Source organism: Nostoc sp. (assembly GCF_054880495.1).
The window spans coordinates 1-17630 of sequence record NZ_JBTYKD010000315.1 but is presented as its reverse complement, the minus strand read 5'-3'; the positions used below and the strand labels follow the sequence as shown (position 1 = coordinate 17630).

Sequence of the window (17630 nt, the reverse complement as noted above, 5' to 3'; positions counted from 1 at the left end):
AGGGTTATTGTCATGAAAAATTACAAGCGTAGACACCAAAGACACTCCGCCTCTGGGCTTGTCGTTAGACATCGCCCTTTTCAAATGTACATCAGTTGACATCCTCCCCGCCGTGAACGGTCGGGGATTCCTAAGACTCACGACTTAGGTTTCTGTTTCATAGCAACCGCCTCCACCCCCTAAGAGGATTTGGTCTTATGTTCGCTCCACAGACTTCACGACTGCGTGTCCCGCAGCAACTTGAAAAAAACTTAATGTAAGCGGGTTTTGTAACTTAAGGATGTTTCCATTGCCTCTCGTTCTTATCCCAGTCTGCCGACATTTGGGCGCCGTCGATAGAAGACTATCGAAACTTTGGTTGCGGCGTTTCTGTCTCCGATGTCTGGGTGGGTCAACGACCACTTCTAACTCTACCACGATGCTTCTAAATATAAAGCCGGGAAACGAAGCACGGGGTTTTAAACCCATTTTTCTGATAATAGGACTTACGCACAAGAGATCCCCCAACCCCCTTAAAAAGGGGGCTTTTAAGGTTCCCCCCTTTTTAAGGGGGGATCTAGGTTTCAGGTTTTGAGTGCGTAAGTCCTGGATAAATTACTACTACTTGTGGGGTAGGCGACACGAGCGCCTGTGGTTAAGGGCGCTCGTGTCACCCACGCCACAATCAGTAGTTGGATATTTTTTTATTTGTCAGTCCCTTAGCGATCGCTTTTTTGGATGGAGGAATTATTTAATACACGTCACCAGAAAAACTCTATTTTCGACCCTTTTTGCGGTGACATCTACTAAGTGAACTCTATAGTCTCAACAAACTCTAAAATACTCTCCTTGATGTCTTCAGCTTCTTCTTCAACAGAATCGGGAGTTTCGCCGTTAATAAAGCTGTGCTGACTACTAACTATATACAAAAATTCCCCACTGATAAAGGTGAGCAGCCCTCGGTAAGCGTCTAATCTGATCGCAGTTCCATTATTTTCTTGCTTAGAAATTGTCGAACCTTTGGGCATATCGATTAACACGTAGTAAGCGCCTCGCAAAGTATCTTCCAGGTATTCAGAATACTCCACAGAAGCATCTGGTACATTAGTAAAAATCGCTTGGGGTACATACTTGGCTACTAAGATTGTTTGTAAATATTCTTCTTGCCCAACAGACTCCAGTTCCTCTAACTGTTCCAAGGGGAAAGGATAATAATCGATTCTCAGCAAAGTACCGATGTCATCGGAAAAGCCAACTACTCCTTCCTGACTTTGAATTCTACCGCCCTGCTGCGGATCAACCGGAATTGCTACCGTAAAATTACCTAAAGGTGATTGATATATCTGTTCAGTAAAATCTTCTATGACTACTGTTTCATCTTCGTCATCTGCATATTCTTCCTCTTCTGCTTCTTTAAAGGCTGCAATTACCTCTTTGATGATTTCCTCTGCTTCTTGATCCTCAAGTTCCAAGGCTGCTTGTAGCTTTTTGAGATAGGCTTGTTTCGATTTAGGGATGGCAAGTTCATCGTCTAAAAGCACTATTACCCCGGCTGCAAAACCATCCAACACTAATTCATCTGAGAGAGATACTTTGGCGACATTAAACAAAGGCCCTATTCCCTCTTCTTCTGCAATGCCTATGAGTCTATCAACTATTTCTGTGATTTCATCTTCTGAGTATTCCTCGAAAACCTCGAATTCCCAAAGGATACCTGCTAAACTTTCTGCATCTACATCTTCAATGGATGAATCAGCGATCGCCGTGACAGTTGCGATCGCCGCCACCGCTTCCTCTGCACTTAGTGATTCCTTTGATGTCTTTGGTGAGTTAAAAACCTTGTCATATTTGGTCATAATTGCTACCTGAATTAATTGCTTAATAGTAATAACAGATTGAAAGTGACAATGGTCAGTTTACCTTACTCAGTGCTGAGTCAGATAAAAGTACTCAGCAGCCTTGATCAATTGAGCGAATCTTCTAGAGAAAAAGTTGGCTAATATGTGGTTTAATCAGTATTGCTCAGGTGTAACGGAACCTTGTTGACTCTTCTAAAATCTGTTGTCAAATATACACTTAAACCCTAGTTAGGCTCAATATTTACCGCAGGTCACTTTGACTAGATATTGTAAATTTTTGTTATAGCGTTAATAATTGCTATATTCCTTTGTTTTTATCCTCTAGCAGATGAATTATATCTATCGATAGAATTATAAACTAGCTAAGGATAGATACCTACACCGTGGGACGGATGTCACAATACAAAAGTTTGTAGTAACACATAATACTCGAAAGATTATACTGTTGGTTCTACAAATATGAATTACATAAAATTTTGAGTTTTTTTATGGTACAAACCCCTCCATCTCAGTTTTCACCAGATCAATACAAAGTTGATTCTGCACAACAAAAAGTAGACGCTATTATAGAAACACCACCATCAGAAACTGAAATTGACCTAGAGTTTCTTTACACTAGAGATATTGAATTTCGTCAGGAAACAATTTACTTTCTTGTGGTCGATCGCTTTTATGATGGCGATACAGATAACAGCGAAGGTGCAAACTCAGAACTGTACGATCCAACTAGACAAGAGTGGGGTAAGTACTGGGGTGGCGATTTGCAAGGTGTGATTGACAAATTAGATTATCTCAAAAACATGGGAGTGACTGCCCTTTGGCTAACTCCACTATTCGAGCAGGTTGAAGAGTTATTTATTAGCAATGCGGCGATGCATGGCTATTGGACAAAAGATTTTAAGCGGATTAATCCTCGCTACATTGCTGAGGGAGAGAACCCTTCTTTAAACGCCACCCAAGAAGAAAAAAATACAACCTTTGATCGGTTAATTGCGGAACTGCACAAGCGGAATATGAAGCTGGTGCTAGATATTGTCTGCAACCATAGCAGCCCCGATACTAGCGGTAGCAAAGGTGAATTGTTTGACGATGGAGTGAAAATTGCTGACTTCAATGATGATGTCAATAATTGGTATCACCATTATGGCGAAGTGCAAAACTGGGAAGACGATTGGCAAGTACAGAACTGTGAACTATCTGGTTTAGCAACCTTTAATGAAAACAATACCGAATATCGGGAGTATATTAAGTCAGCAATCAAACAATGGCTAGACCGGGGTGTGGATGCACTGCGGGTAGATACTGTCAAGCACATGCCCATCTGGTTTTGGCAAGAATTCACTGGCGATATGACCAATCACAAACCAGATGTATTTATATTTGGTGAATGGATTTACAGTAATCCTAGTGACGATCGCTCTGTGGAATTTGTTAATCACTCAGGGATGACACTTCTAGATTTTGGCTTGTGTGTGGCAATTCGAGCCGCACTAGCGCAAGGTTCAGAAAATGGATTCCAAACAATTCAATACATTTTTGATCAAGATTATCGCTACAACGGTGCAACCGAGTTAGTCACCTTCATCGATAACCATGATATGTGCCGCTTCCAATCGCTGAACCCCGATCCAGCGATGTTGAAGCTAGCGATCGCTTTAATTATGACATCTCGCGGCATTCCCTGCATTTACTACGGCACAGAACAGTATCTGCATAACGATACTGATGGCGGTAACGATCCATATAACCGTCCGATGATGGAAAGTTGGGATACTGAGAGTGAGATTTATCGTTGCATCAGGCTGCTGTCTGGCTTACGGCGACTGAATCCAGCCGTGTCAATGGGTAGCCACTGGCAAAAATACTTAATACCCGATGTTTACTGTTATGTGCGCCGCTATCGTGACTCCCTGTGTTTTGTAGCTTTAAACCGGGGAGGAGAAGTTACCTTACCAGAAGTAGAAACAGAATTACCCGATGGCGAACATACCTGCGTGGTGACTCGCAACAAGTATGAGGTAAAAGACGGCAAGATTTATAACCTAGTATTAGAAGAACGGGGAGTCCTTGTTTTTAGCCGCGTTGGGGAACGGATAAAAGCACAGACAATTGTCCGCGTCCAACTGACTGGCGTGGATACTAAACCCGGTGAAATCATTGTGGTGACAGGGGATTGCCCAGAGTTGGGTAACTGGGATATCAGCAAAGCATATCCTTTAGAGTACATCAACTCAAATACCTGGTCTGCTGAGATTCCCTTTGATGAGAGTGCTGGTAAGCTGATTGCTTATAAATATGCCATGTGGCGGGAAGGGCGATCGCCTCTGCGGGAAAATCTCGTCAATCGCCGTTGGGTGATTGCCAAAGAAGGTACCGTTAAATGGCGTGATACCTGGGCATCGGGAAGAGAATCTTAGAAATTTCAGATAAACATGGAAGTGTGAAGGAGCAAAATTTTCATCTTTCGCACTTCATTGTTTGTGAATTGATAGCCCTTAAATATAGCAATCCTTTTGATTTCGTTCAAATTACAAAATTCAGATCCCCGACTTCTTAAAGAAGTCGGGGATCTCGTTGTTTACAAATGATTAAGTAAGGCTATACATTTTAGCTTACAGTGATCTGGATCACACCATTTTGGGAGTGAGAATAGATAATATCAAGCAGATAAATACCTAATAACTGTCAAAAAGAGGAGCTAAAAGATAATGCTTGAACTCTTACTAAAAAATCAATTAAGTGCTCCTAAAAAACTAGAATTTAAAAATGAAATTTTGGCACGGGTTCAAGGACGAAACCCAGAAGCTTTAAATACCGAAATAAATTTTTATAAAACTGAGTTACTTCCCTATTTTATCAGATTGAGCCAACAGAATCCCGTTTTCAGTGTTACAGAGCAATTACGACTCTTAGTAGGTGTTTGGACACCAATCTGGTCTAGCATATCGTTTCATGAAAGTTTACCGAAAAGAATCCAAGATCAGTGCTTCCAAATTTTCCAACAAGATGGTTACTGTGCCAGTGTAGCTCGTTATATACTAGGAAAAGAGTCATCTTTATCCCATAATTTTCAACAATCAAAATTACCAGCTTATGATTTCATGGTAATCCAGAAATATGAAGTTAAAAATGGGAAATGGTATCTTCAAAATATTGATAGATTTCAGGCTTTTAAAAATAGAGAAATTCCTCTAAGTTTAGAATCAGTCTACAGCTGGTTTACTAATGTAGTTAACACGAAAGTAAAACCGAATGCGTCAAAAGCTCTCAAGTTAGAAAATCTAGAGATAAATCGTGTTAATGAATTTAAAAAAACATCCTTAGCAACTTCTCAAGTATTTGAGCATTTATATATAGATAATGACTGGCGACTTGTGAAAACTCAAACGGATGCCTCACATCTACCAAGTTACACAATTGCTGTGAGGAGGCAATAATTGTAAGATGTCTACTACAGCATTGCATTGGGCGAAAATATGATAAATGTCGCTGAAAGCAGAGGGGATAACTGTTGATGAGTAAAGCAACACTCTACAATCAGGACTTTCTGCTATGGACACAACAACAGGCTGAGTGCCTAAAGAAAGGACGCTGGGCTGAGTTAGACATTGAACATTTGGTAGAGGAACTAGAGACTTTGGGTCGGAGTGAGCAAAAGGAACTTGGAAGTTATTTGCAGGTGCTTTTAATGCATTTACTCAAATGTCAATATCAACCAGAGCGAAAAACCAAAAGTTGGGTTAACACAATCTCAAACTGCCGAAACAAAATTCAGGATTGTCTAGAAGATACTCCTAGTTTGCAGCGATTTCTTGAAGACTGGGAGTGGATACAGAAATATTATCGCCGCGCCCGTCGAGACGCAGCAAATGAGACTCAAATACCAATAGAAATTTTTCCCCTTGAGTGTCCTTTTAGTATAGAACAGGTTATTGAACCCAAGTTTTTTGTCTAGTTATATCATGTCCGCTTGATTACTTAAACCCGAAGAACCCCACCCCACCAAAGCTGTGCTTTGTCTCCCCGGAGGGGATTAAGGGGAGGCTCTGCCGACTTGTTCGTGCAGCGTCTCCCCTTCTCCCAAAGGGAGAGGCTAGCGCCAAGGGAGAAGCATCTGGTGTGTGGGGTGAAATGACTAGTGTCGGGAAGGGGGCTGGGGGGTTAGGTCTTTCGTAGGCTTTTCCAGATGACGTGAAAAGCCAAATATAAGATCATGCGACAAAATCAAAAATCTAAAATTGAATATGGGCAAAATATACTAGTGGTTACATACTTACAAATTGAGTATAAACTTAAAAGGTAACATTTATGACTACAGTATCGACAAGCACTTTATCTCAATTTTCCAAAGAGCGATCGCTCATTCTCTGGTTTGATGAAGTTGGTATTGCTGATATCCCTGTAGTTGGTGGTAAAAATGCTTCACTGGGGGAAATGATTCAACAGCTAACGCCCAAAGGCATTAACGTTCCCACCGGATTTGCTACCACTGCTTACGCTTATCGTAATTTTATCCAATCAGCAGGCTTAGAATCAAAGCTACGCGAACTCTTTGCTGACTTGGATGTTGAAGATGTCAAAAATTTACGAGAACGAGGTAAAAAAGCGCGATCGCTATTAATCCACACCCCATTTTCTTTAGAATTGCGGGAAGCGATCGCCACAGCATATCATAGTCTTTCTGAACGATACAACGCAGAGACAGATGTTGCAGTCCGTTCCAGCGCCACTGCTGAAGACTTACCCGATGCTAGTTTTGCCGGACAGCAAGAAACTTACCTCAACGTTGTCGGTGTCGAAGGAGTTTTAGCAGCTTGTCATAAATGCTTTGCTTCCCTATTTACCGATCGCGCCATTTCTTATCGCCACACCAAGGGATTTGAACATTTTAGCATTGCTCTAGCTGTAGGCGTGCAAAAAATGGTGCGCTCTGACTTAGCAACCTCTGGGGTGATGTTCTCCATTGATACAGAAACCGGATTTAAGGATGCAGCACTGATTACAGCTGCTTACGGTTTAGGTGAAAATGTTGTCCAAGGGTCTGTAAATCCCGATGAATATTATGTTTTTAAACCAACTTTAAAAGCAGGTTTCCGCCCAATTATCGATAAAAAATTGGGCAGTAAAGAAGTGAAAATGATCTATGATGACGGCTCCAAATTTACAAAAAATGTGGCTGTTCCGGCTAGTGAAAGAGGCAAATTCGCCCTGAGTGATCAAGAGATTTTACAACTAGCAAGTTGGGCGTGTTTAATTGAAGACCATTATTCCCAAGTTCATGGCATTTACACTCCAATGGATATCGAGTGGGCAAAAGATGGGATTACTAACCAACTTTTTATTGTGCAAGCACGTCCCGAAACCGTCCAGTCGCAGAAGACGGGAAATGTGCTGCGGAGTTATCGGTTGTTATTGGGTGATAAAGAATGGGGAATAGGAAATGGGGAAAAATCTTCCCAATCCTCACTCCCATTCGGCTACGCTCACGGCAAGCCCACTTCCGACTCACCACTCACCCTTGTAACCGGACGTGCGATTGGGGAAGCCATTAGTCAAGGAAAAGTACGCCTAATTTTAGATGTTCAGAAACTCGGACAGTTCCAAGCCGGGGAAGTTTTGGTGACAGAGAGAACTGACCCCGATTGGGAACCAATTATGAAACGCGCCAGTGCAATTGTCACCAACTCTGGTGGTAGGACGTGCTTTGATGGAAAAACAAAGGTTTTAACTAATAAAGGTTTTATGACCTTGCGTGAGATTTATGAGCAAGGTTATGAAGGTTTGCTAACTCTATCATTAAATACCCAGACGAACAAAATAGAGTGGCAACCAATTCTTGATTCGATGAAAAGACAATCAAAAATGATTAGTGTCAGTGTCTCTCAAACAGGTAGAGTTACTGACAACTCGTTGCGCCTGACTCCAGATCACAAAATGATTAATATTAGAGATGGCGAATATCTAAAAACTGAAATTAAAGATATGCTTGCAGCCCAAGAAATGGTGGTAATAGCAGAAAAAATCCCGCAGTTAGATGTCCCTCAAAAAGAAAACATCAAGATGGCTTACTTCTTAGGGGGTATTCTCACAGATGGTTCGATTTATAAACGCCCTACTCCTGGAGAGGTACAGTTTATCCAAAAGGATACTTTGCCAAAGCAGCAATTTATAGCTGCTATGCACGAATGCGTAGATACACTTTACAATAAATCATTTGTCGCATATCCCAAAAAGCCCTCTTCTGGGTATATAAGAGGTCAATTAGTAGTAGGTCAAGCAACAGCTTACAGACTCTACTATAAACAAATAGCCTACGATTTGTACGACAAAGAGCAAAATATTGTTAGTATATTGCTCAACAACTCTTTGGAAGTTGCTTATAATTTCCTAGCAAGTGTAATTGATGGAGATGGCTGTTACTTTAATAATCGCATTCATATACATGTGTCAGAAGAACTTCTATTACAAGCTGTAATTGTCGCTTGTTTAAAAATAGGTACTGTTCCTCAAGTGACAAAAAATAGAGGAATACACAATGTACAGTTGGTTGAGAAATTAGTAGAAATATTGCAGTTTACCAACAGAGTTAAAGGGAAAGTTAGCGATAGAGTAATACAAACACGCTTCTTTGCTACCAAACAACTATTTGATGATAACACCACAGGACAGATAAAACTCAGAAGAGATAATAATTTCCTAATCTCTGACAAACAACTACAGAAAATTGGCAAATTCCATCAACTAATTGCAGGGAATGTTCGGATGCAACAAGTGGTTGCAGTTGATCAAGATACTCTTGATCATGATGTGTTTAATATTACAGTTGCTGAACATCATAACTATGTTGTATTCACCAACAAATATACACCAGTGATTGTCTGTAATTGTCATGCAGCAATTATTGCACGAGAATTAGGTGTACCTGCGATCGTGGGATGCGGCAATGCTACGGAAATCTTAAAACCTGGTCAAGAGGTTACGATTTCTTGCGCTGAAGGGGAAGAAGGAAAAGTTTACGCAGACTTATTACCTTTTGAAGTTCAAGAAGTCCCCTTAGAGAACTTACCCCGCACGCGCACTCAAATTTTAATGAATGTGGGTAATCCTCAAGAAGCATTAAGTTTATCGGCAATTCCCAACGATGGCGTAGGTTTAGCACGGACTGAATTTATCATCGCTACCCAAATCCAAATTCATCCAATGGCATTGATTCACTATGACTTGTTAAAAGATGAATTTGTGAAAGCTAAAATTGCTGATATAACTGCACTTTACGACGATAAACCCCAATATTTTGTAGATAAATTAGCCCAAGGTATAGGTAGAATTGCGGCGGCATTTTATCCTAAACCAGTGATTGTCCGAACCTCAGATTTCAAAAGTAATGAATATGCCAACTTATTAGGTGGGCGACAGTTTGAACCCCATGAAGAAAACCCCATGTTGGGTTGGCGAGGGGCAGCGCGTTACTATGATCAAGGTTACAGAGAAGCTTTTGCCCTAGAATGTCATGCTATCAAGCGGGTACGGGAAGAAATGGGTTTGACGAATGTGATCCCGATGATTCCCTTTTGTCGCACTCCCGATGAGGGGCGTTTAGTTTTGGCAGAGATGGCAAAAAATGGTTTAAAGCAAGGTGTTAAGGATTTGCAGATATATGTGATGTGTGAGTTGCCTAATAATGTGATTATGGCTGAGGAGTTTGCTGAGATATTTGATGGTTTCTCAATTGGTTCCAACGATCTAACTCAGTTGACACTGGGGATAGATAGGGATTCGGCGTTAGTGGCGCGGTTGTTTGATGAACGTAGTGAGGGTGTGAAGCGAATGGTAAAAATGGCCATAGAAGCGGCGAAAAAATGCGATCGCAAAATCGGCATTTGTGGACAAGCACCCAGCGACTATCCAGAATTTGCTCAGTTTTTGGTTGAACAAGGAATTGACTCAATCAGTCTGAATCCAGATTCGGTTTTAAAGACGATGCTGGAAGTGGCAAAAGTCGAGGGTCGTAATTCGTAATTCGTAATTCGAGTAATTTATGCCAGCTAGAGACCGTTACCACGAGAACTTGAAGAATGCTCTAATTAGGGCTTGCTGAAAAAGTCGTATTTAAGGCAGATCGAGAATCAATTAACAATGCTTGTAAGTTGGCATGGTTTCTGGGTCAGTAGTTATTTCCCAGTAAGTTATGGCTCTTTTTTTACCATAAACTATTTCCCTAATGTATCTATTTTCTGATTTCTCATTACTAAATGTTCTGTTAAATTTACACCACTTATTCGCCCTAACGCTCTGCCCTGCTGGAAGCCAGACTCCATGATTACTTCTTATTGCTCCGACATAATCTAATTTATATTCAGCTAGTTTTCTAATAAATTGGCTACTTTCACCATATAAACTATCTGCTAGTACTAATTTAATATTAAAGCCTGATTCAATTAATTCAGTAATAATTTCTGATGCCAACTCTATTTTAGTTTTATATTTATCCTCTGCTTTTAGTGTCCCTTTGGGTTTGAATACTTTTACAGTTAAAGGAAATGTTATATTCGAGTAAACTCCATAGGCATTGACTGCAAACGTTACCATTATCCACTTTCCCCACACTTCCTAGATATTGTCTTGCTACATAATCAGTCTTTTTACCTTTTTTTCTATCTCCTGTTTCATCTATTACTACTGTAATCGCATTTCCATCTACTGCTTTTTTGAGTTTATTTAATCTTCCTTGTTTTAGTTTATCTAATGACCAATCTGAATTGGCTAGAAAATGATGTAATGATTGTGCAGAGTTTATACTTACAACTTTCGCTATCTCTGGCAATGATTTTCTTTTAATTTGTGACATTATTCCCAGATGTAAATATTTGAAGCATTCATAATTTCTTACTTCTTTAAACAGGTCTTTATACTCTGCACAATATTCATCTATGGTAGCAACTGTTGGGTGAGCATAAGACAGCCAAATGTTTCAAGATTTGTAATTCTACATCCATTGCCCTACTTACCTTTCAGGGTTTTATTTTTTTATTCTTTTATTCAGAATACCCGGAAAGTGACAGAAGAGGGATAATTTGCAGCATTCTTACTGAACACACGAAAATTCCTTATTCTTATGGTGATATTCAGCATGAAACTATTTTTGATAAAGAACAGGATCGATATTTGGTGATGATTCTTGGTCGAGAACCAGTGCCTGAACTTTCTATGACTGCAACACGCCGCGTTCACGGCTGTCTGATTCACATGGATATAATTGATGGCAAAATTTGGATTCAACATGATGGTACTGAAGAGGGGCTAGCAATGGAACTAGTTAGGGCTGGTGTGGTGAAGGATCGCATTGTATTGGGATTTCGGTCTAAAGAACTGAGAGAAAATTCAGAATTTGCGTAGTTTACCGCCGCAGGCATCGCATAACCAAAGGTAGTTGAACTTCTGGATAACTGCCTCTAGCATAGCGATCGCCATATTTTGTTTGTGTAATTCTCTACATAACTTTTGACTACTCAACCATAAGTATCTTACTATTTTGCAGAATAGCAATTTAGTTGAGTTAAAGGTAAAATGACGATTCTGTTGGAAACTGAACGCTTGATTATTCGCAGTTGGATACCCGAACGCGATGCCAAACAAGCCTTTGTAATATACAGTAACCCTAAAGTTACGCACTTTCTCGGTAAAGCTTCTCGCCCCGCAAGCATTGAGTCACAGCGTCAGCGCTTGATTGAAGGTATCGAGCGATCCCATCAACGCAACAATGGTACTGGATCTTGGGCAATTGTCGAAAAAGAAACTACAACAATTGTGGGAACTATCCTTCTGTTACAATTACCCGACTCCGATAGTTTACCCACTCAAGATTATGAAGTAGGCTGGCACTTGAGGCAAGCTTCTTGGGGTAAAGGGTATGCAACAGAAGCAGGACAAGTGATGCTCAACTACGGATTTAGTGTTTTGAAATTGCCAGTGATTTATGCCGTAGTGAAGCCAGAAAATCATGCTTCAATGCGTGTAACAGAACGGCTGGGTATGAAACCAATAGGGCGGACAAACAAGTATTATGGTATTGAACTACTCCTGTTCCAACTAGATGCACCTGAAGAGTGGAAAGAAAGCAAGGGGGTAGAGGATAGAAGAGAATAACTCTTAACTAATGCCCAATGACTAATGACTAATGACTAATAACTAATGAATAAAAAGTGGTTCCGAATTGGCATGGCGAGTGTATTTCTTCTCTCACTTGCTTTACGGTTTTGGGGATTGGAGCGATTCAACACTCTGGTATTTGATGAAGTTTACTTTGCTAAATTCGGTAATAATTATCTCACGCATACGCCATTTTTTAATGCTCATCCGCCGCTAAGTCAATATATTATTGGTATCGGCATTTGGATTGGTAGTCACATTCCTTTTTGGCACGATAGGGTAAATGGCTTGACAGGTTCATTGCGATCGCCTTGGACTTATCGGTGGTTAAATGCCCTCACCGGCTCATTTATCCCTTTAGTTGTGGCTGCGATCGCTTATCAATTAAGTTATCGCCGTAGCTTTGCAATACTTGCAGGTTTGTTCACAGCTTGTGATGGCATTTTTCTAGTTGAATCTCGCTATGCTTTAAGTAATATTTATATCGTCATTTTTGGTTTGTTAGGGCACTGGTTTTTATTATTAGCATTAGATAACCAAAATCGGCGGCGTTCTTTTTGGTTAGTTTTTGCTGGCATTACTTTTGGTGCGTCAGTCGGTACTAAGTGGAATGGTTTATGGTTACTGTCAGGTGCTTATCTCATTTGGATAACAGCATGGATAATTCATTTGATACATTCTTTTTCTAACCCGAAACTCTTTTTTACATCCCCCTCATTGAATGAGGCAGAAGTTACTACTTATTCTTCCTCATCTCAGACACCGCTACAAAACTTAACTCAGCTAAACATTTTCCAGATGTTATTTTATCTAGGAATTATCCCAGGTTTTATCTACAGTATCATCTGGATTCCTCACCTTCAACTAGATAAAAGATATGGATTTATTGCAGTACATCAGCAAATTTTGAAATTTCACTTGCAGCTAGGTGGCAATAGTCCTAACGTGCATCCTTATTGTGCTGCTTGGTATAAATGGCCTTTGATGACTCGACCAATGGCATATTATTATCAAACGGCTGATAGTATCACCGAACCCTTACCTGTGATGGGGCCGCCTTTGCCTGCTGGTGCTGGAAAAGTTATTTATGATGTCCATGCAATGGGCAATCCATTTTTGTGGTGGTTTGGTATTGCGGCAATGTTATTCTTAGTTGGCATGCTGGTGTCACAAGTAGTGATTTTTTGGGTGAAGGAAAAGCGTTTTGCTGGAAGAGCAACTCTTAGTGTTGATACTTGGATTGGCTTGTATTTAGTTATCAATTATGTTGCTAACTTATTACCTTGGGTAGAGGTGACGAGGTGCGCTTTTATCTACCATTATATGTGTGCAGTAGTGTTTGTATTTTTAGCGATCGCTTGGTTTGTTGATCAGTGTCTTCGCAGTTATTATCAACAACTCCGAGCGCTAGGTGTCACCATTACTTTTATCATTCTGGTTGCTTTTATTTTCTGGATGCCCATTTATTTAGGTTTACCCCTCTCCCCTAACAGTTATAAGCTGCGAATGTGGTTTAACTCTTGGATTTAGATTAAATAGACCAAAAGCAACTGTTTCAGCTTTTCCAACGTGCGGACAATGTGGGACGCATTCCTGGTACTGGTTTGGGGCTAGCGATCGCTGAAAAGTGTGTCGAAGCACACGGCGGTGAAATTGTAGCCAATAGTCAAGTTGGAGTGGGCTACAACTCGTCACTTGAATGTCCCACAAGACATCATTATGTACGCCATTCCTCCATACACTCCTCAACTTAATCCTACTGAGTGTATTTGGCCAATACTAAGACAGCGATTAGCAAACAAGGTGTTTGATAACCTTGATGCTCTAGAGACTGCCCTAATTGATCGTTGTCAGTGGCTGATGAATAACCCCCTTTCTGTTGAGGGAGAAGTCGGATTTTCTTGGCTCTGTTCAATATAATCGAATGTAACAATACTATCTTTTGCAACTTGGTATAACTCCATATATTTTGAGTTATCCCTATTTTTCTGTAGGGACATATATCAGTTACTCAAGCTGTAAACTCTCGCATAGCAATTCAAATTTGATATCTCAGGGAACTTCGACCATTAACAAAAACATTTATGTCCCGAAAATATTGCCAACTGATAGAGGATATCTAATGTCTAGTTGCTACATATCAACTTTAAAAAACATATAAACTCTAAAATGTCAAAATAACAAGCAATATTTGCCATAGCTCTAGACGATATAGCAATCCTAAATCATTTGTGAAAAATCACAGTTGTTGATATTGTGAACAATGGGAGTAATAATATAGTGCATGGCAGTACAGATGGAAGAGTTAAGAGAATTCATTCAGGCGAACCCAGACCCCAGAGAACTAAAACGGGCACTAGCTGTACAAATGCTCATGCAAAACTATAAACATTCAACAATTGGACATATTTTAGGAGTGTCTATAGGCTTTGTAAACAAATGGAAATATATATTTGGAGAACAGGGTGTCGCCGGACTGAGGCTGAGATACAAAGGATCAAAAAGTTATCTTGATTCGACACAAAAACAAATATTATTAAGCTGGCTACAACAGAAGAATTACTGGCATTTATCAGAATTAAAAGAGTATTTATCAGATAATTTCGATGTACTTTTTGAGTCGAATCAAAGTTACTATGACTTATTGAAGCAGGCTAATATAAGTTGGAAGAAGACACAAAAAACTAATCCCCGTAAAGACCCGGATTTAGTTGCAAAAAAAAACTAGAAATAACAGCGTGGCTGACGGCACACCAGCAAGAGATAGTGTCTGGCGAACTCGTAGTTTTCTTTGAAGATGAATCAAGCTATTATGGGGAGATATCTGTGGTTATATTTGGGGAAACACCAAGGAACGGATTGAAGTTCCAGTTATCAATGAACGACAACGACAAACCTATTTCGGCGCTCTAAATTATTACACACAAGAGTTTTTAATTAAGCCTTGTAAAAAGGGTGATTCTAGCAATGCTCCGGCGTAGCCCGTCGTAGACATCGCTTTCGTAGAATATTTAGTTTCTCAGTACCCCAAAAGCCGTATTGCCTTGATTTGGGATGGAGCTAGTTATCACCGTTCCAATGAATTTAAAGCTTATTTAGATACTATTAATCAAGGCTTAAATGAAGATGAATATAAAGTTACTTGTATTCGATTTGCACCTAATGATCCAACACAAAATCCTGTAGAAGACATCTGGTTACACGCTAAAAACTTTATTCGAGAGTTTTATCACTTATGCAAATCATTTCCTCATGTCAAGAGATTATTTGAACTTGTTACACATCATCAAGTTTTTGACTTTCCAAAGATATTTATGTATGGTTCATTTTTTTCACAACTCATTTAGGATTGCTATAGCACTATCACTATAACTACTCATTATTCACAACTTCTCGCCTGACAAACAAAGCTCGATAAACAGGTTCACCCTTTTTTTGCGTACCTATTTCCCGTTCTGTAGGTATTGGTAGGGGGTTTTCGGCTAACCATTCTTCTGTACCAACTCTTTGAAAAGCTGGATTTTCAGCAAAGCGATCGCGCATTTCCACCGCGACAAATTCCATATCTGATTGCAGAAATACAACTCCACCAACCGCCAGATAATTAGCTAATTCTGCCACTAGTTCTGGTTGGACTACACGACGTTTAGCATGGCGGTTTTTAAACCAAGGATCAGGGAATTGAATTGTAACCCGTTGTAAACTTTCTGGAGGGAGAGAAGATAAAAGCGATCGCAGTGAGTTATTCGCATTACAAAATAAGTAGTGCAGGTTTGTTAAAGCCAACTCAGAACGTAACTTATTCGCTTCCACCACCAGAGGTTCCCGAATTTCCAAGCCGAGATAATTCCAGTTGTGTTCTATCTTGGCCATATTCACCAAAAACTGTCCCTTAGCGCAGCCAATATCTAAATGTAGTGGTTGATTTGGCTTTGCATAAATTTTTTCCCACTCAAGGGGACTTGCTGGTGTTTGATACTTTTTATTAAGTGGATTAACATGCTGGCGGACTCGGACTGTTGCCAAAATTTGCTCTCCTTTACGTGAAAATATCCTGTGGTGTCACATTAGAGCAGCAATTGGGGATTGGATTGAAAAAAACGAGCAAAATATTCATAATTAACGCAATGAGCGACTTATTTTTAGAACCCCGCTTCCATTCCTCTCCCCGTTGGCATCAGCCTGCCGTTAGGCAAGGCCACTAAACCTCCGCATAGGTTAAACCAAAAGCAAGCTTACCTAATTTGGATCATCAATTATTTCCGGTACTAAAGCTGGGTTACTTTTACGTTCTTCTACCGATTGCTCCCGAATAACATCGTCAATTTTCGCAGGGTGTTTGATTTTGTCCAGTACCTCTGGACTTAATTGTGATTCATCACCTTCTGGATTCGACTTTTCAGCTTGATTAGGAACTGTTTTCTTATTCATCACTATATTCCCTAAACTTATACCCCAAGCTTAAGTTATTCTATGGTGAGGTAGACACTATCTTGGGACTTAATTTCACACAGAGGTGGGTAAGAAAGGCGATCACTTCCTCTAGATCAAAGATAATTAACTACCCACACTTCTCTCCCTTGTAAGTATGGTCATAATTATCGGGACGCTGGCGGGATAGATTTTTATAAGCATTTTTCGGGGGTGCGATCGCGCTTTTGCTCAAATTCCCAGTTTCATTTATTGGCAAGCTGGTAATTTTAGTTAAGTAAGTGAATCGGCGATAAAAAACAAAGCTATGACTTACGCATTGACAGAAAATACCAAATATGATAAGTCGAAAAAACCCTACAGCACTTACCTAAAATCATGAGGTGCTAAATGATTATTAGAATTAACTTTGGTAGCTCGATTCTCTGTATACTTAATTTTGTTAATGAGTAGAAATCCTATACCATCAATATAGTAACAGGTGATCACTTTATAGTTTTCATGGGTTCGACCAGTAAAGTTGAAGCCCGTATTCTGTCGTAGTCTTTTTCAAAAATCAAAGTGGATTCGGATATTCAATCTATAAGAATCCTCGTCCAATTTTCACAAAAGCAAAAATATGCCAGGAAGTACATTAGCGAATGCTCAAAACATTGGTATTCTCAAATTTTTTAACTACAATGATGCTGTAGGAAATACAAATCCAGTTGATTACTACAAATTTTCCCTGAGTAGCACAAGTAATATTAGTTTGCTTTTGAGTGGAGTAACTCAAAACTCTGTTTATGCAGCCATCTATTACGATAGCAATAATGATGGATTGATTGAGAGTGGAGAACAACTTTACTCTACTTCTGCTTATAACGGTGGGAACGGTCAAATTAGTGCAACCTTGGGAGCATCGGGGAATTACTATGTTGGAATTTCACCCGGTACAAACGTCAACTCCAACTATTCACTACAGTTATCAGGCACATCTGCACCTCCTTCTATTGCTTCCGATCCTGGTAGCACACTCACCACTGCTTACAATATTGGTACTCTGACTGGCACTAAGACTATCAACGAATTTGTCGGCAATGTAGACACAGTTGATTACTACAAATTTTCCCTGAGCAGCACAAGTAATATTAGTTTGCTTTTGAGTGGAGTAACTCAAAACTCTGTTTATGCAGCCATCTATTACGATAGCAATAATGATGGATTGATTGA

Annotated in this window: 11 protein-coding genes and 4 pseudogenes; 10 read left to right on the top strand and 5 right to left on the bottom strand. The window is 39.9% G+C overall.

Translation table 11 applies throughout. The annotated features are described in order from the left end of the window. Nucleotides 1-785: 785 nt before the first annotated feature. On the bottom strand, nt 786-1835 hold the full coding sequence (locus ACYTXL_RS27460; RefSeq protein ID WP_461921260.1) for a tellurite resistance TerB family protein: 1050 nt from the start codon (nt 1833-1835) through the stop codon (nt 786-788). Between the two features lie 491 nt (nt 1836-2326). On the opposite strand from ACYTXL_RS27460, the gene ACYTXL_RS27455 reads away from it, so the two are divergent. The 4 genes from ACYTXL_RS27455 (at nt 2327) to ppsA (ending at nt 9857) form a co-directional block, all read left to right on the top strand. Then, nucleotides 2327-4255 carry an alpha-amylase family glycosyl hydrolase gene (locus ACYTXL_RS27455; protein WP_461921259.1) on the top strand — a complete coding sequence of 643 codons (1929 nt, stop codon included), beginning with the start codon at nt 2327-2329 and terminating at the stop codon, nt 4253-4255. A 291-nt stretch (nt 4256-4546) separates the two neighbouring features. After that, entirely contained in the window at nt 4547-5275 is a 729-nt protein-coding gene (locus tag ACYTXL_RS27450) for a hypothetical protein (RefSeq protein WP_461921258.1), read from the top strand. A gap of 77 nt (nt 5276-5352) precedes the next feature. Then, nucleotides 5353-5793, top strand: a complete 441-nt coding sequence (locus ACYTXL_RS27445; protein ID WP_461921257.1) for a DUF29 domain-containing protein — start codon at nt 5353-5355, stop codon at nt 5791-5793. Nucleotides 5794-6146: 353 nt separating this feature from the next. Further along, complete coding sequence (ppsA, locus tag ACYTXL_RS27440; protein WP_461921256.1) at nt 6147-9857, top strand: phosphoenolpyruvate synthase; 3711 nt, start codon at nt 6147-6149, stop codon at nt 9855-9857. A 129-nt stretch (nt 9858-9986) separates the two neighbouring features. Here the strand turns inward: ppsA and ACYTXL_RS27435 are convergent. After that, nucleotides 9987-10834: pseudogene (locus ACYTXL_RS27435) on the bottom strand (IS701 family transposase); the annotation flags it as partial. Here ACYTXL_RS27435 and ACYTXL_RS27430 point away from each other — a divergent pair. Then, a complete protein-coding gene (locus ACYTXL_RS27430; RefSeq protein WP_461921264.1) occupies nt 10815-11234 on the top strand; it encodes an element excision factor XisI family protein in 420 nt (139 codons plus the stop codon). The pseudogene ACYTXL_RS27435 and the gene ACYTXL_RS27430 sit on opposite strands and share 20 nt — an antisense overlap. On the opposite strand, the gene ACYTXL_RS27425 is transcribed toward ACYTXL_RS27430, so the two are convergent. Further along, nucleotides 11220-11351 carry a hypothetical protein gene (locus ACYTXL_RS27425; protein ID WP_461927452.1) on the bottom strand — a complete coding sequence of 44 codons (132 nt, stop codon included), beginning with the start codon at nt 11349-11351 and terminating at the stop codon, nt 11220-11222. The genes ACYTXL_RS27430 and ACYTXL_RS27425 overlap by 15 nt on opposite strands. A 54-nt stretch (nt 11352-11405) precedes the next feature. Here ACYTXL_RS27425 and ACYTXL_RS27420 point away from each other — a divergent pair, with 54 nt between their 5' ends. The 4 genes and pseudogenes from ACYTXL_RS27420 to ACYTXL_RS27405 all read left to right on the top strand — a co-directional run bounded on the left by ACYTXL_RS27420 (nt 11406) and on the right by ACYTXL_RS27405 (nt 15334). After that, nucleotides 11406-11984 (top strand): GNAT family N-acetyltransferase, encoded by a 579-nt coding sequence (locus tag ACYTXL_RS27420; RefSeq protein ID WP_461921255.1) that lies wholly within the window; start codon nt 11406-11408, stop codon nt 11982-11984. A 45-nt stretch (nt 11985-12029) separates the two neighbouring features. Continuing rightward, nucleotides 12030-13517 (top strand): dolichyl-phosphate-mannose--protein mannosyltransferase, encoded by a 1488-nt coding sequence (locus tag ACYTXL_RS27415; protein WP_461921254.1) that lies wholly within the window; start codon nt 12030-12032, stop codon nt 13515-13517. 8 nt (nt 13518-13525) lie between these two features. Further along, nucleotides 13526-13741 (top strand): annotated as a pseudogene (locus ACYTXL_RS27410) (ATP-binding protein); the annotation flags it as partial. Between the two features lie 542 nt (nt 13742-14283). Continuing rightward, nucleotides 14284-15334: pseudogene (locus ACYTXL_RS27405) on the top strand (IS630 family transposase). A gap of 25 nt (nt 15335-15359) precedes the next feature. Here ACYTXL_RS27405 and trmB read toward each other — a convergent pair. Continuing rightward, on the bottom strand, nt 15360-16013 hold the full coding sequence (gene trmB, locus ACYTXL_RS27400) for a tRNA (guanosine(46)-N7)-methyltransferase TrmB (RefSeq protein ID WP_461921253.1): 654 nt from the start codon (nt 16011-16013) through the stop codon (nt 15360-15362). A 213-nt stretch (nt 16014-16226) separates the two neighbouring features. Then, nucleotides 16227-16418, bottom strand: coding sequence for a hypothetical protein (locus tag ACYTXL_RS27395; protein WP_461921252.1), 192 nt, complete (start codon nt 16416-16418; stop codon nt 16227-16229). Nucleotides 16419-17037: 619 nt separating this feature from the next. Here ACYTXL_RS27395 and ACYTXL_RS27390 point away from each other — a divergent pair. After that, nucleotides 17038-17630 (top strand): annotated as a pseudogene (locus ACYTXL_RS27390) (hypothetical protein); the annotation flags it as partial.